We start from the raw sequence: 14,074 nt of genomic DNA, 5'->3' as shown, positions 1-14,074 counted from the left end.
CGACATGATTACGATTCAGCATGAGCCTTTCGACATCGGTGCACTCTACAAAAGCCTTTCGGAAGGCAGTCACGGTACCGGCGCCGTGGTCAGCTTCGTGGGTCGGGTCAGGGATTTCAATGAATCGCCGGATGTGACGGCACTGACGCTCGAGCACTATCCGGGCATGACCGAAAAGGCGCTGGAAGAGGTCGTTGAGCAGGCGCACGCGCGCTGGCAGATCAATGATGTCATCGTGGTTCACCGTATCGGTTACATGACGCCCGGAGACGATATCGTGGCGGTACTTGTCAGCACGGCGCATCGTCATGCCGCCTTCGAGGCCTGCGCCTTTATCATGGATTTTTTAAAGACCAGTGCGCCCTTCTGGAAAAAGGAACATACCCATAATGGCGCTTACTGGGTCAGCGAGCGTGAAAGCGATCTGGCGTCGTTGAAGCGCTGGGAGCAGCAATGAGTGAACTGATTGATGATTTTGATCGTCGTATCAAATATGTCCGCATTTCCGTAACGGATCGCTGCGATTTTCGCTGCGTCTACTGCATGAGTGAGGAGATGACCTTTCTCCCTCGTGATCAGGTACTTTCCATCGAGGAAATCTCGCTCGTTGCGCAGGCCTTTACCGAGCTGGGTGTGGAAAAGATTCGTCTGACCGGTGGGGAGCCACTGGTTCGTCGTAACATTGATGAGCTGGTCGGTAATATCGGGGCGCTGGAGGGGCTTCGTGACTTTACCATGACGACCAACGGTGCCCAGTTGAGACGCTATGCACCGTCACTGCGCCAGTCAGGCATGCAGCGACTCAATATCAGCCTGGACTCCCTGAAACCCGAGCGTTTCAAGGAGCTCACCCGTACCGGTAATCTTGATAAGGTCATCGACGGTATTCGCGCTGCAAAGGAGGCAGGCTTTGAGCGTATCAAACTTAATACCGTTATCCTGAAGGGGCGCAACGATGACGAAATACTGGATCTGGTAGAGTTCGCTCGCGATGAAGGGATCGACATCAGCTTTATCGAGGAGATGCCGCTGGGGGAGGTCTCGGAACATTCGCGTCAGGAAACCTTTTGCTCCAGCGATGAAGTGCGCGACATCATTGAAAGCCGCTATCCGCTGCTGGATTCTCCGGAAAGCTCGGGCGGGCCGTCGCGCTACTGCCGAATGGCCGACAGCGATTCGCGCATCGGGTTTATTTCGCCCCACAGCCACAATTTCTGCGACAGCTGTAACCGGGTGCGCGTGACCTGTGAGGGCAGGCTGCTGCTTTGTCTTGGCAATGAGCACTCCACGGATTTACGTGAAGTCATTCGGGCGAATCCGGGTGAAATAGAACCCTTGAAACAGCGCATTCGCGAGTCGATGTCACTCAAGCCTCATCGCCATCATTTCACGACCGATGGTGATGTGCAGATCGTTAGATTCATGAATATGACAGGCGGCTAGGGCACTGCGCTTTTATGGAAAAAGGGCCAACACATGTTGGCCCTTTTCTTTACGCTGAATAATTGATAACCCTTTTTCAGGGTATATACTACTGGAAAACCATGTCTTTTATTTGGAGTGATGGATATGTCGACAGAGACACTGGAAAAGATCGCCCGCAACAAGAATGTTGCAAGAGCCGCGGCGCGCCAATTGAGCATGGAACAGTTGAGCAAGCTGTCGGAAATCATTGATGAGGTGATGACACAAAAGCAGGAAGAAGAGCAAAAGCGCCGCGAAGAAGAGGCCAGCAAGGAGCAGAAGCTTGCCGAAATTCGCGCGGCCATGACGGATGCCGGTCTGTCCGTTAACGATCTTGTCGGCAACGAGCAGCCCAAAAAGCGTCGAGGCCGGCCCCCCAAGGATGCCAATGCCTGAGCAGCCCCGGTTATCCGGCATCATATTCCCTGCGTGGATTACCCGTTTTTCATGAAAAGCCGTGATGGCTGCACGGCTTTTATCAATAAGGGGCCGGCATTATTGCTGCAGGGTGGTATCGACGACATCGATCGTGACGCTGGATGATTGTCGTAGCTGTTCCCTGAGCCACTGAGCGGCCAGTTCTTCGAGCCGATGCGATAGCTCCCGGGGCGTTTGTGCCGTCATTCCCTCCAGAGTGATATCCATCCAGTCTCCCAGCGTTTCCTCATCCACGAAGGCGTCGATCTGACTATCGATCAGCATCCTGCCTATCCGTTGCCACTGCTGTGTATCAGCCTGATAACTGACCGGCAGTACAATGACCGTATCGTTCTGGCGTTTTGAGGGCTTTCTGGCTCGCTTGCGCTGAGAGATGATCACCGGTGACAGGGTCAGCGTATCCTGCGTGGTCATGCGCTTGCCGTTCCAGCGCAGCCACTGACCGTTGACGGGCTGCATGACGCTCTCAATACCCAGCGTTTCGGCAATGTCGCAGTGCGCCTTTTGATGGACAGTTTCGCCATGTACGGGCAGCAGATGAGCAGGGCGAACCCACTGGTAGAGGCTAATCAGTTCATCACGCCCGGGGTGACCGGAGGCGTGCAGGCCCGGGTGTGTCTCATCATTGAATACCTGCGCGCCCCTTTGCGTGAAGGCCTGCTGGAGTCGCGTGACCGCCCTTTCATTGCCGGGAATGGCGCGCGACGAGAAAATGATGCAGTCGCCGGGATCGATCTCGAGGGCGAAGTGCTGGTTGGCGGCCAGGCGCGAGAGGGCCGCACGAGGCTCGCCCTGGCTTCCGGTTGCCAGAATCAGGATTTCTTCTGAAGGAAGGTAGCCAATATCGGACAGTGGGACCGTCTCAGGAAAATCATCCAGATAGCCAAGCTCGCGTCCCAGCCGTACCATCTTTTCCATTGCCCGGCCCAGCAGGGCGATGCGTCGATGATGGCGGCGTGCCGCACGTCCTGTTGCGAGAATGCGGGCCAGGTTGCTGGCAAAACAGCTGACCACGATACGTCCTTCACACCCTGCCATGAGCTGTTCGAGCGTGGCTGCCACGTCGCCTTCGCTGCGCGAATGCGTCTCTACCGTGGCGTTGGTAGAGTCACCCACCACGAGGTCAACGGGCGCAATGCTGGTGAAGTCCTGCTCGAGCGTCCGGGCTCCCAGTACCGGCTGAGGATCGATTTTCCAGTCACCGGTATGCAGGATGCGGTGTCGATCAACTTCCAGCAGCAGTGAAACGCTTTCGGGTATGGAGTGGGCAACGTTGATGCTTTGTACGGAAAAGGGGCCCGCATCAAAGCTTGCGCCGGGTTTGAAAACCCTGATGGCATCCGTTGCCAGACCCTGTTCCACAAGCTTTTGCCGCGCGATGCCTGCTGCCAGAGGCGTTGCATATATCGGGCAGCCAAGGCGGGGCCATAACCAGCCCAGCGCGCCAAGATGATCCTCATGCCCGTGCGTGATGACAATGGCTTCAGGCCGGATGCCAAGCGTTGACAGCGAAGAGAGATCGGGGATCTGCAGGGGCGTATCAGGGAGGTCCTGACGCAGGGCCATGCCGCAATCGACGATCAGCCATCGAGACTGAAAACCGTAAAGCATCAGATTCATGCCGATTTCACCGCAGCCGCCAAGCGGTAATAGTTCAATCTCGGAACGGCGACGGGGACGAACTTGTACGCGAGTCTGATCCATGGCGGGTCCGGCAATGGTTTGTCATCAACTATACGCAACGCGTCAGATGGTCACAACGAACACTGCTCAAAAGCCTCTGAATTCGCTACAATTCCTGCCTTTGAACAAGTAGCGTGAGCCTGATGTCCCTTTGTCGTCTAGTGGTAACCTGCCCTGATCGTGTTGGTATTGTGGCGCGTGTTTCGTCGTTTATCGCCGAGAAGGGTGGCTCTATTACCGAAGCCAATCAGCACTCCGATCTGGAAACCGGGCGCTTTTTCATGCGCTATGAAGTCGAGACCCGGCACATGGATGCTGGCAGTGATGCCTTTCGTCGCGACTTTGCACAAATTGCCGAAGAGTTCGACATGCAGTGGCAATGGCGCGACGGCGAGCAAAGGCGTCGACGCCTGATGATCATGGTGTCACGTGAGTCGCACTGCCTGGTGGATCTTCTGTATCGCTGGACGGCCGGCGAGCTTGACTGCGATATCGTCGGCGTGATTTCCAATCATGACGATATGCGCAGCGTGGTCGAATGGCACGGCATCGAGTATCACCATATTCCGGTATTCGCTGATGACAAGGCGTCTGCCTTTTCAGATATCGAGCGTGTGATTGAAGACAGTCGGGCCGATACGATCGTGCTGGCACGTTACATGCAGATTATTCCGCCTTCGCTGTGCGAGCGTTACAGCGGGCAGATCATCAATATTCATCACAGCTTTCTGCCTTCCTTTGCCGGAGCAAAACCCTATCATCAGGCGCATGCGCGTGGCGTAAAACTGATCGGTGCTACCTGTCACTATGTGACTCAGGAGCTGGACGCCGGCCCCATCATCGAGCAGGACATCCAGCGCGTGACGCATTGTCATACCACCAGTGATCTGGTCCGGCTGGGACGGGATATAGAAAAATCCGTGCTGGCGCGGGGGGTGCGCTGGCATCTACAGGACAGGGTGCTGATCGACGGCAACAAGACAGTCGTTTTCTCCTGAATGCCGGTATCGACGGCAGCTGGCCGGTGATTCAAAAAAGGCCCAGCTGCCGCTGAGCATCTTCTGATATCAGTCTGACGCCAACGCCCAGTAGCCTTACCGGACGTTCCGCTCGTTGCCAGGCCGTATCAAACAGTGGCAGGAAACGTTCCAGTTCGGGGACCTGGCCCGCGCTCTCCATGGTGGTGATCGAAAAGTCATCAAAGCGTATCTTGACAAAAAGCTTGTTGATCGCCGGATGCTGATAACGTGCGATGCGCTCTTCCAGACGTGTGACGAGGTCGGCGATTTTTTCACGGCATGCCGTCATGCCGGGGAGGTCACGATCGAACGTGGTTTCCACGCTGATGGACTTTCTCTCTCTTTCGACCTTGACCGGACGTTCGTCGATGCCTCGAGCCAGTTCATGAAGGCGTCCGCCAAACTTGCCGAATTCCTCCAGAAGTGTCGCAAGTTCGACGGCCTTCAGGTCCCGGCAGGTATGAATCCCCTGTGCTTCGAGCCTTTTCGCCGTCGCCGGCCCCACACCATGAAGTCTGGTAATGGAGAGATGATCCAGAAATGCCGGTATTCGATCAGGGGGGATGACGTAAAGACCGTCGGGCTTTTCCCAGTCACTGGCAATCTTGGCAAGAAACTTGTTGGGGGCGCCCCCTACGGAAATGGTGATGCCCACGCGTCGTTGCACTTCCTGTTTGAGCCATTTTGCCATCCAGGTAGCGCTACCCTGCATGCGTTTGACGTGTGAGACATCCAGAAAGGCTTCATCGAGTGATAGTGGCTCGATAACGGGCGTCAGCTCGCGAAATATCTCCTGTACCTGATGCGAAACCCGACGGTATTTGTCGAAATCGGGGCTCAGGCGTTGCAGGTGTGGGCAGAGCCTTTTCGCCTGTGCCATGGACATGGCGGAGCGTATACCGTATTCACGAGCCGGATAATTGCACGTCGCTACGACCCCCCGGTGCTCTGATCGCCCGCCGATCACCAAGGGAATGTCTATCAGGGAGGGGTTATCACGCATTTCGACAGCTGCATAGAAACAGTCGCAGTCAGCGTGAAGTATCTTGCGCATCACGAATCCCGAAAATGTCTGTATGAATATACATACTATAGACCTGCCGGACTGTAAACAGGGATGCCTGAACCATGAAAAGAGCATTACCCTGGATGGTTGCCGCCCCCTTGGCGCTATAATATCTCGCCTGCCTCAATGCAATGAGTAATAATATACCACTAAGCAACTCAGCGTAGATGCAGTGCGCCTTTCTCATTACCGAGTCATTTCGGCATATTTGCCTAATATTAATAATGGTAGATATGGCACAGTTATATAACGTTGATAGTCATTCAGGGAGCTTTAACGCCAGATTTTACTTTAAAGTGCTTTTGTTTTGACGTATTATCCAAAAATCAGAGGTTAAAACTATTTTAATGGGCCGCAGGGTCGACATCTCATCAAGAGATGTGTATTAGCTGAAGAGGTCGGTAATGTCGCTGTTAAATGAATACATGAAAAAGGAACAACTGCTGAAGCAACTGCGTGATGAGTTGCAGCAGCTCGAGCAGGATCAGAGGCTCAAGGGTGAGCTTGAGTTCAAGGAACAGCTTGAGCAACTCATGCAGACCCACAACAAGACAGCCGCTGATGTCATCGGGATTCTTGATCCCGGCAGCGAACAGCCCGCTGCAGGGCAGCCATCCGCGTCCGAAAGTCAGGGGGCGGGCCGGCGCAAGCGCAAGCTGAAAGTGTATCGTAATCCACATACCGGCGAAGTCGTGGAAACCCGCGGCGGTAATCAGAAAACACTCAAGGCATGGAAAGAAGAATACGGTAACGACACGGTCGAGCAATGGCTTGAACGTACCGAGTAGAAGCATTGTCAAAAGGCCGCTTTATAAGCGGCCTTTTTTATACCTGCCGCTTTACATCGATTCGATAAGTGGATATACGGTTATCCCACTGCAGGTCTGTCGTGCTATTGTGACTCTAGGCGACGTTTTCTTGAGGGCATGATGTGTCCTGCACAAATCCTGTCATATCCTGTGTTTAAAATATTCAGTCTGCCGTCGAAGCGTCGATGAAGCGAGTGCTCCCAGAATTTCATGTAACATGGCGTGACATGATGATTCACAAAACGGAGTGCGATTAATGGCCGGCAGGATGCTGGTGCTGTAGAATTCCGAAATAATGATGCGCAAAGCAGCATACCCCCGCCCATGGGGGTCTGATAGCATCGACAGCAATCCAGAAGTCTGAATAATTTTATCTGACCTTTAATTAAAGGCTGCAGGCTCTTTTGCCGATTTCTTTAATCAGGTCAGGTCATGTTATTGAGGCGTCGATTCGACTTGCAGTCATGGACTGCTGCATCATGCGATACCGCCCGACAGGCGTCGGGTAGAAAAGCGACATCGGCGGTATCTTATGGCCTCGGAAACACGCCAGTATGAACATTCCGTGGCGGTAGCGTGTCCAGGCGCCGGAATAATTTTGACAGGAGTAAGCGGTTAATGAAGCGGCTGCTGAGTTGTGCCTTGTTGGGGAGTTCCCTTGTGCTGGGAGGTTGTGCCTTTTCTCCCGGCAGTGATATGCCCTATGAACAGTCGGGGCCACCCATCGATGATCTGGTAGATGTCCAGCCCATCACCTTTGGTCTTGTGCAGGCGCAAAATGCTGCGCGCAAGGAGGTCAGCTCCCAGCGAAGCCTGAAAGAGGCATCTGAAGAGCTGAAGTTCGATGCCAGGGATTATGATTATCGAATTGGCAAGGGCGATATTCTCAATATCGTTGTTTACGACCATCCCGAACTGACGATCCCTGCAGGTGGCGAGCGCAGCCCGGTAGAAACAGGGAATGTGGTGCACAGTGATGGCACCATCTTCTATCCCTATGTGGGGCGTTTACAGGTCGCTGGCAAAAACGTGTCGGAGGTACGCAGACAGATATCGTCAGCACTGGCGGACTACATCGCCGAGCCTCAAGTCGAAGTCAATATCGCCAGTTTCCAGTCCCAGAAGGCCTATGTAAGCGGACAGGTGTCCAATCCCGGCCAGCAGCCGATTACCAATACACCGCTCACGGTACTTGATGCCATTACCAGCGCAGGTGGCCTTAACGAGAACGCCGACTGGCATCATGTCGTATTGACGCACAATAATGGTCAGGAAGAGATCATTAACGTCTATGACATGCTTCAAAACGGACAGATGAGCCAGAACCGCCTGCTGGAAGATGGTGATGTGCTGCATATTCCTGATGTCGGCTCACAGAAGGTTTATGTTCTGGGTGAAGTACTTAGACCTCAGGATTTGCCGATGGGAGGCCATCGGTTCAGTCTGGTTGATGCGCTGAGCCAGTCCGGTGGCATCGATGAAGTGGAAGCAAGAGCTTCGGGTATCTTCGTTATCAGGCAGGGTGGGCCGGGTGACAAGATGGCTACGGTCTACCAGCTCGATGCCAGCAACGCAGCTTCGTTCGTTATTGGCACGGAATTCCAGCTCGAGCCGCAGGATATTGTGTATGTCACAACTGCACCAATCACTCGCTGGAACCGTGTTATCAGTCAGCTACTGCCCTCGACCAACCTGACGCGTCAGTCGATCGGCTCGGTTGATGATTACAACGACCTTTAAGGGTTGTGCGCTATCCGGTGCACGGATAGCGCAACTCTTGAAGCGGCAGTATCGGAAATGAGCGCTGCATAAAACTGACAGATATGCTCATGTACCATTTCGTAAATGGAATCAGTGATAAATCAATATGGCCTCGAATACTGAACGATATCAGTCAGCCGATTCCGGCGATGAGCTTGATCTAGGCCGCCTTTTCGGTCTGATGATCGATAACAAGTGGCTAATCGCCCTGATCGTATGCGTCTTTACGTTTTTCGGCATTCTCTATGTCACGTTTAAAACGCCCGTCTACCAAAGTGATGCGCTTCTTGAGATAGAAGGACGTGCCAACCCGGCCAGTAACCCGATTCAGAACCTGGGTGTCTTTGGAGATACGCCTCGCTCAACTTCCGAAATGCAGATTCTTGCTTCGCGAATGGTACTGGGGCAGGCGGTTGATCGTCTCAACCTTCAGTTGAGCATTACCCCGGAAGGACTTCCCGTGCTTGGAGATACGCTGGCACGTCGAGGCATTGATCGTCCTTCCTTTGCCGAGGGCTGGTCTTCCGTCTGGGCAGGCGAGAGTATCAATGTGACCCGGTTTGTTGTGCCGGACAGCTGGATCAACAAATCACTTACCATCCGGTCACAGGGTAACGATCGCTATGAGCTGCGTGACGACGGCAACCTGATTCTGGAAGGCCGGGTAGGTGAGCTGGCGCAGTCGCGTGATGGCAACGTTGAAATGCGAGTCATGGACATGACCGCCGGTCAGGGCGCTGAGTTCAACGTCGTCAAACGCTCACGTCTATCAACCATCAATGGTTTACGCAGCCGTTTTGAGGTTGAGGAAGTGGGTCGCTCCGGCACGGGGATCCTGCGGCTGACGCTCAACGGCACTGATCGTAACGAGATCCGTGAAAGCCTCAAGGCCATCACCGATATCTACATCACGCAGAATATTGAAAGGCAGTCTGCTGAAGCTCAAAAAAGTCTCGACTTCCTTAATCAGCAGGCACCGCGCGTCAGAGAGAGCCTCGTTGAAGCCGAAAACAAGCTGAACAATTACCGTGTTAATCAGGACTCGGTGGACCTGGATCAGGAAACGTCCTCGGTACTGAACCAGATCGTCAACATCGACAATCAGCTCAATCAGCTCAGATTTGACGAAGCGGATCTATCACGCCGTTTCAACAAGAGCCATCCTCAGTATCAAGCGCTGCTGCAAAAGCGTGAAGAGCTCAATGCCGAAAAGGATCGCTTACAGGAGCGTGTTGATAGCCTTCCCGAAACTCAGCAGGAGGTTCTGAGACTCCAGCGCGATGTGAACGTCAATCAGGAAATGTACGTTCAGATGCTCAATCGCATGCAGGAAATGAACATCGCCAAGGCAGGCGCTGTAGGTAACGTCCGTATCATTGATGATTCAACACTGCAAAACAGCCCGGTAGCACCGCGCAAGACGTTCATTACCGTTATCGCCTTCGTGCTGGGACTGGTTGTGGCCATTATTGTGGTCCTGATCCGTCGTATCATGAATCGTGGCATCGAAAGCCCCGAGCAGCTTGAACAGCTTGGCATGCCCGTTTATGCCTCTGTACCGCTCAGCGGCAATCAGGGCGGTCTGGTAAAAAGGGTTCGTGGCAATCGTGGCTTGCGTCTTGGGCGTCAGCAGGGCAGCAGAAACACGGTGGATACCGGTGTTCTGGCACTGCGCAATTCCGATGACCAGGCGGTTGAGGCCGTACGCAGTCTGCGAACCAGCCTGCACTTTGCCATGATGGAAGCGCCCAATGCTCGCCTCATGATCAGCAGCGCCAGTCCGGGTGCCGGCAAGAGTTTCGTGGTATCCAATCTGGGCGTGGTCTGTGCTCAGGCAGGTCAGCGCGTACTGGTTATCGATGCCGATATGCGTATGGGCCATCTGCATCACGTCTTCAAGGGGCGCTCGGAAAACGGTCTGAGCGATATCCTGGCGCGCAGGACAACAGCTTCCGAGGTCGTACGTTCCGGCGGCGTTGAAGGACTTGACTTTATTTCTCGAGGTGCTGCACCGCCGAATCCGGCCGAACTGCTGATGAGTGCAGGGTTTAGTGAACTGCTGGCGTGGGCAGATCAGCATTACGATCTGATCATCATCGACACTCCTCCCATTCTGGCCGTAACGGACGCTGCCATTATCGGCAAGCAGTCAGGGACCAACATGTTGCTCGCCCGCTATGGCGTGAACCCTCCCGCTGAAATCGAACAGGCCCGGCGTCGATTCGAGCACAGTGGTGTGGAAATCAAGGGGACCGTTCTCAACGGTATGGAGCAGACGGCATCTCATCGTTATGGTGGTAACTATGGAAATTACCACTATAGCTATGGCAAGAAGTCGTAAGACCACGAGAACGCCCGTGACTGCTCTGCCTCAGGCAGAGCAGTCATTTTGGAAATGAGAAACGCAACATGGATACGTTCACGAATTTCATGGAACAAAATCGTCGCCATTCACGGTGGTATGAAAAGCTTCTACTAAGCTATCGCTTTAATCAGGCGCTGGGGTTGATTATCGCCGTGCTGTTGCCGGCGATGTTTCAGTGGAACTGGAGTCTGCTGGCGGAATGGCAGGCTGAGCGTTGTATTACACTACTGGGTACGGCTCTGGCTTATCTGGTAGCCATTATTGCCGTGCATCGCCTTGTTCATTTTCCCAGGACCAGAGCTTTTTTATATATTATCCCGTTTATCACAATGTCCTACATTGTGATGATGGCCGTTCTACTGAGCCTACAGATTGACATCGCAACAACGCAGATCGTTCTGTCCTATCTGATTGCAGTACTTTACTGCTCGGTGGGGTATCAGCTCAGTACTCGTTACAGGACGCGAAAGCTCGCTGTTGTGCCTTTCGGTCGTGTCCACGAGTTTTGTCATGACAAGAGCGTTGACTGGCGCTGGCTGGAAAAACCCGACCTTGAAACGATGCGTGTCGATGGTGTTGTCGCGGATCTTCGGGCCGATCTGGACGATAACTGGCAGAAATTTCTGGCCGATTGCACGATTCATCGTATCCCTGTATTCAACGCCCGACAGGTACATGAATCGTTGACAGGGCGAGTGCATCTCGATCACTTGTATGAAAACAAGTATGGCAGCCTGATGCCCAGCGAGAATTATGAGCTTGCCAAGCGAATGATCGATATTTTTGGTGTGTTGCTGGTGCTGCCGGTCGTATTGCCGATCATGCTTGCTACCATCATTATCATCAAAAGGGACGATCCGGGGCCGGCCTTTTTCAACCAGCAGCGTATGGGATTTCATTGCCGTCCGTTCAAGCTGTTCAAGTTTCGTAGCATGTACATGAACCATGAAGGGCTCGGGTTTACCTCTGAAGGGGAGGATCCGCGTATTACACGCGTTGGGCGCATCATCAGGAAATACCGCATTGATGAGCTGCCTCAACTCCTTAACGTACTCAAGGGTGACATGAGTCTGATTGGACCGAGGCCTGAATCATGCAGTCTGGCGGAATGGTATGAACGTGATGTTCCCTTCTTTAATTACCGCCATGTCGTGCGCCCCGGAATTTCCGGGTGGGCCCAGGTCGAGCTTGGCTACGCCGCTGAAGTAGAAGGAATGACGAAAAAACTTGAGCATGACTTCTACTACATCAAGAATTTTTCATTCTGGCTGGATGTACTGATCGTTATTCGTACGATAAAGACCATGCTAACAGGGTTCGGCGCCAGGTAAGATTGTTGGGGCTCTTTTTTTCTGAGTGTTGGCTTTGCGGTCAACACTCAGAATTTTGTTTTATGGTAAACGGTTAGTCAGACTGAACAGAGCTTCATGACGTGCCATGCGATATGAATATATTGTATGGCAAAAGGATTCGTACTATGTGGGATAAGCATGTCTAAATATAGTTATATACTCAACTCTGGTTGGTGGTGCGGTGAAACGACACCTGAAAATGAAAAAAGAGTTGAATATGGCTCAAGCGAGATAAGAGGCGTCGCTTTTTTTCGCGAATGGTATGAATCAATCAATCGTCATACGTCGCCTGTAAAAATCATCGTGGTTGATTCGGCTTCACCCACAATCCCTGAGCTGCCTGACGACGATCGTATGGAATTTGTCAGCATGGATATCAATGGCGGGCATTCCACCAGCCATTCAGGGAAGTATGCCGGTTGCACAAGATGTTTTTTTGTTGGGTTGGCATATGCTTACGCCAGTGAAGCGGATTACTGGGTGTATGTTGAACAGGACGCGCTGCTTTTCGGCGAAGGCATCGTCGAGCATGCCATCGACAATATGACTTCCGACTTCATGTTCGGCGACAGGGGCAATACGCCGCAGCCACTTCAGCAGTCCATGATGATCATTCGAAAGTCCGCGATCCCCGGGTTTTTAAATGCTTACGCCCGAATAAAGGCGACTGACGAAGTCATTACGCCTGAAATGAAATTTGCCATGGCATCCACAAAAATAGCGCAATGGTTGCCGGAAAAATTATTTTATCAACGCGACCATAGTACGCTCAAAAACAAGGTGCTCAATAAGCTGCAGTACTGGTTGTTCAAATACGCAAAAGGGTATGATGTGTTTCCGTTCGGTTTTGGTCGCACCAAACCCGTCAATTTTAACGATAAATACGGCTATTTTCAGCACGGCGACGATGAAGAGCTTCAGAAATACAGGGAAACCATTAACAAGGACATCTCTTGATGAAAGTGCTTCATCTCGTTTCTGACTTCTCCAATTCTTCCGAGACGTTCATTTATGATCTGATCGTTGATATGGAAGAAATGGGCGTGGACAACCATGTTGTAACCAATCGACACATTAACAGAGTCGAGCGCCCCTTTAGTAAAGTTATCAGCTTTAACATTGATCGCAGAAATATATTTGAAAAAATCTTGAAGCGAGGGCGTAGAAAGCTATTTAACGACTATCATGTCTTCGAGAAAAAAAAGTTACAAAAGGTTATCGCAGAAGTGCGCCCCGACGTGCTGCATAGTCATTTCAATTATTTTTTTGAAAATATCCATGATGCTATCCAGGAAGGGTTTCGTGGTCGGGTTATTATCTCCACTCACGGCATCGATGTAGTAAATAATAAGCTATACGGTCAGCCGGGTTACGTGGAGAAGGTTTATAAGTGTCAACAGCATGATAACATCTGTTTTACAGCGCCCTCGCACTATTTGAAAAAAAAGCTGCAGGACATATTTGGTATTGCAGAAAATAAAATTGCCGTGGTGCCCAACTGCGTTAATATTTCGATGGCAGATTTTGAAGAAAAAAAAATCGATGCCGATAAAGAAGTATCTGTCGTTAATGTCGGACGCTTCGTGGGGTTCAAGGGGCAAGCCTATCTGATTGATGCCTTGTCAAAGCTTCATAAAAATGGATACGGACGGGTTAAGCTCAAGTTGATCGGGTTTGGCCCACTGGAGAGCACTTTGCGTCAACAGGCGGTGGAGCTGGGAGTAAAGGACGCTGTCGAATTCAGAATCGATCTTCCTCGTGAAAAGATTTTTGAAGAGCTGTCTTCCAGCGATATCTATATCCAGTCTTCCATTCAGGATGAAGAAACCGGCCAGGAAGAAAGTTTTGGAATCGCTGTCCTCGAAGCAATATCGGTAGGGCTGCCTGTCGTCGTGACGGATAGCGGTGGACTCCCTGATACGATCTGTGGCGCTCCCTATCAGCCCATGACGCAAATTATCAGCGCCAAGAGTAGTCAGGCCATTTATCAGGCGGTAGTAGATGTTATCGAAAGTGATCATCCGCCCCTCAAGGAGGAGCAGGTCAACGATTTGTTGTCGAATTTCAGTACCAATATTAATCGTGAAAAAATACTTGAGCTATACCGCGGTTCATGA

At 52.2% G+C, this 14,074-nt stretch carries 12 protein-coding genes; 10 read left to right on the top strand and 2 right to left on the bottom strand.

Annotated elements, in window-relative coordinates; all coding sequences use genetic code 11:
- The first annotated feature begins 4 nt into the window (after positions 1–4).
- From moaE to M1D97_RS09150, 3 genes are all read left to right on the top strand, one after another.
- Positions 5–457: a molybdopterin synthase catalytic subunit MoaE gene (gene moaE / locus M1D97_RS09160; RefSeq protein ID WP_456267439.1), complete on the top strand. Its 453-nt coding sequence runs from the start codon at positions 5–7 to the stop codon at positions 455–457.
- Positions 454–1,443, top strand: a complete 990-nt coding sequence (gene moaA / locus M1D97_RS09155; protein WP_456267438.1) for a GTP 3',8-cyclase MoaA — start codon at positions 454–456, stop codon at positions 1,441–1,443. Before moaE ends, moaA begins: the two co-directional genes overlap by 4 nt.
- A 126-nt stretch (positions 1,444–1,569) precedes the next feature.
- The gene (locus M1D97_RS09150; RefSeq protein WP_456267437.1) at positions 1,570–1,860 is read left to right on the top strand and encodes an H-NS family histone-like protein; all 291 of its coding nucleotides are present in this window, start codon (positions 1,570–1,572) and stop codon (positions 1,858–1,860) included.
- Positions 1,861–1,959: 99 nt separating this feature from the next.
- On the opposite strand, the gene M1D97_RS09145 is transcribed toward M1D97_RS09150, so the two are convergent.
- A complete protein-coding gene (locus M1D97_RS09145; protein ID WP_456267436.1) occupies positions 1,960–3,522 on the bottom strand; it encodes a ribonuclease J in 1,563 nt (520 codons plus the stop codon).
- Positions 3,523–3,728: 206 nt separating this feature from the next.
- On the opposite strand from M1D97_RS09145, the gene purU reads away from it, so the two are divergent.
- Positions 3,729–4,583, top strand: a complete 855-nt coding sequence (gene purU / locus M1D97_RS09140) for a formyltetrahydrofolate deformylase (protein WP_456267435.1) — start codon at positions 3,729–3,731, stop codon at positions 4,581–4,583.
- Between the two features lie 31 nt (positions 4,584–4,614).
- Here the strand turns inward: purU and dinB are convergent, their stop codons facing one another.
- Positions 4,615–5,658 carry a DNA polymerase IV gene (gene dinB / locus M1D97_RS09135; RefSeq protein ID WP_456267434.1) on the bottom strand — a complete coding sequence of 348 codons (1,044 nt, stop codon included), beginning with the start codon at positions 5,656–5,658 and terminating at the stop codon, positions 4,615–4,617.
- A gap of 416 nt (positions 5,659–6,074) precedes the next feature.
- On the opposite strand from dinB, the gene M1D97_RS09130 reads away from it, so the two are divergent.
- From M1D97_RS09130 to M1D97_RS09105, 6 genes are all read left to right on the top strand, one after another.
- Positions 6,075–6,458 carry a histone-like nucleoid-structuring protein, MvaT/MvaU family gene (locus M1D97_RS09130; protein WP_456267433.1) on the top strand — a complete coding sequence of 128 codons (384 nt, stop codon included), beginning with the start codon at positions 6,075–6,077 and terminating at the stop codon, positions 6,456–6,458.
- Between the two features lie 639 nt (positions 6,459–7,097).
- Complete coding sequence (locus M1D97_RS09125) at positions 7,098–8,219, top strand: polysaccharide export protein (RefSeq protein WP_456267432.1); 1,122 nt, start codon at positions 7,098–7,100, stop codon at positions 8,217–8,219.
- A 127-nt stretch (positions 8,220–8,346) separates the two neighbouring features.
- The gene (locus M1D97_RS09120; RefSeq protein ID WP_456267431.1) at positions 8,347–10,581 is read left to right on the top strand and encodes a polysaccharide biosynthesis tyrosine autokinase; all 2,235 of its coding nucleotides are present in this window, start codon (positions 8,347–8,349) and stop codon (positions 10,579–10,581) included.
- Positions 10,582–10,649: 68 nt separating this feature from the next.
- Positions 10,650–11,936: a sugar transferase gene (locus M1D97_RS09115; RefSeq protein WP_456267430.1), complete on the top strand. Its 1,287-nt coding sequence runs from the start codon at positions 10,650–10,652 to the stop codon at positions 11,934–11,936.
- Between the two features lie 159 nt (positions 11,937–12,095).
- Positions 12,096–12,914 (top strand): hypothetical protein, encoded by an 819-nt coding sequence (locus tag M1D97_RS09110; RefSeq protein ID WP_456267429.1) that lies wholly within the window; start codon positions 12,096–12,098, stop codon positions 12,912–12,914.
- Complete coding sequence (locus tag M1D97_RS09105; RefSeq protein WP_456267428.1) at positions 12,914–14,074, top strand: glycosyltransferase family 4 protein; 1,161 nt, start codon at positions 12,914–12,916, stop codon at positions 14,072–14,074. The genes M1D97_RS09110 and M1D97_RS09105 overlap by 1 nt, the downstream gene beginning before the upstream one ends.

It is taken from the genome of Kushneria sp. AK178, assembly GCF_053903105.1.
Note: the sequence above shows the minus strand (reverse complement) of the source record. Positions and strands in the feature narration are given on the sequence as shown.

Excerpts from the sequence above, each read along its gene's own strand:
- moaE (WP_456267439.1), top strand. The coding sequence starts at position 5 with ATGATTACGATTCAGCATGAGCCTTTCGACATCGGTGCACTCTACAAA.
- moaA (WP_456267438.1), top strand. The coding sequence starts at position 454 with ATGAGTGAACTGATTGATGATTTTGATCGTCGTATCAAATATGTCCGC.
- M1D97_RS09150 (WP_456267437.1), top strand. The coding sequence starts at position 1,570 with ATGTCGACAGAGACACTGGAAAAGATCGCCCGCAACAAGAATGTTGCA.
- M1D97_RS09145 (WP_456267436.1), bottom strand. The coding sequence starts at position 3,522 with ATGAATCTGATGCTTTACGGTTTTCAGTCTCGATGGCTGATCGTCGAT.
- purU (WP_456267435.1), top strand. The coding sequence starts at position 3,729 with ATGTCCCTTTGTCGTCTAGTGGTAACCTGCCCTGATCGTGTTGGTATT.
- dinB (WP_456267434.1), bottom strand. The coding sequence starts at position 5,658 with ATGCGCAAGATACTTCACGCTGACTGCGACTGTTTCTATGCAGCTGTC.
- M1D97_RS09130 (WP_456267433.1), top strand. The coding sequence starts at position 6,075 with ATGTCGCTGTTAAATGAATACATGAAAAAGGAACAACTGCTGAAGCAA.
- M1D97_RS09125 (WP_456267432.1), top strand. The coding sequence starts at position 7,098 with ATGAAGCGGCTGCTGAGTTGTGCCTTGTTGGGGAGTTCCCTTGTGCTG.
- M1D97_RS09120 (WP_456267431.1), top strand. The coding sequence starts at position 8,347 with ATGGCCTCGAATACTGAACGATATCAGTCAGCCGATTCCGGCGATGAG.
- M1D97_RS09115 (WP_456267430.1), top strand. The coding sequence starts at position 10,650 with ATGGATACGTTCACGAATTTCATGGAACAAAATCGTCGCCATTCACGG.
- M1D97_RS09110 (WP_456267429.1), top strand. The coding sequence starts at position 12,096 with ATGTCTAAATATAGTTATATACTCAACTCTGGTTGGTGGTGCGGTGAA.
- M1D97_RS09105 (WP_456267428.1), top strand. The coding sequence starts at position 12,914 with ATGAAAGTGCTTCATCTCGTTTCTGACTTCTCCAATTCTTCCGAGACG.